Origin of the sequence: Ensifer sp. ZNC0028 (assembly GCF_000799055.1) — a bacterium.
In the GTDB taxonomy this organism is placed as follows: domain Bacteria; phylum Pseudomonadota; class Alphaproteobacteria; order Rhizobiales; family Rhizobiaceae; genus Ensifer.
Genome location: NZ_JTLA01000223.1, coordinates 1 through 713, shown reverse-complemented (window position 1 = coordinate 713; position 713 = coordinate 1). Strand labels below are relative to the sequence as shown.

1 protein-coding gene is annotated in these 713 nt (G+C 64.9%); it reads right to left on the bottom strand.

Annotated features, from left to right (window positions below; genetic code table 11):
* Positions 1 to 352: 352 nt before the first annotated feature.
* On the bottom strand, positions 353 to 713 hold a 361-nt coding region (locus L981_RS32700), incomplete at its 5' end, for a hypothetical protein (protein ID WP_043626964.1).

Below are 713 nucleotides of genomic sequence, written 5' to 3'. Positions count from 1 at the left end.
GGGTCAAGCCCGCCGATGTCGGCGGCTGCTCGCCGCTGCGCTGACTGGTCGGATCCCGTCGCTTCGCCCAGCGTGGCTGTGGAGGGCGTCGACAGCGCGTTGTTCACGACGTCCGCCGGCGAACCCAAATCCCGCTTGTCCGGCTCCGCTTGCGGGCCGCGGTCCTGAAGCAGCGAGAAGCTCGATAGCACGACGCACGGGCGCGGGGAGCGCCTGAAAGGCACACCGCGTCTAAAGGGCTTGCCATATCCGAGCGGAAGCGATCAGTCGCTTTTCTTCTCTGATATCCCTGCAAACGAAAACGGCCCCGTCGCAAGACGGGGCCGTTTTGATTGTTTCTATCCGGGCTCGCTTAGCTGAAGCGGCCGGCGGCGTGGGCGAGCATCGTGTAGACCTTGCCGGTATCCGACGTCAGGTAGGTCTGCGTGATGCGCTTGTCCGGGTCGTTGCGGGCGACGTCCGCGAGCAGCTTTTCGAAGTCTGCGATGTAGCGGTCGACGGCGGTGCGGAACTCCGGCTCGCGGTCGTACTTGCGCTTGATCTCGTCGAAGGTCTGCTGGCCCTTGAGCGTGTAGAGGCGACGGGTGAAGACGTCGCGCTCGCCGCGCTGGTAGCGGCGCCACAGATCGACCGACGCATCGTGATCGATGGCGCGGGCGATATCGACCGAAAGCGAGTTCAGCGATTCAACCACGTGGCGCGGGTTGACGGCA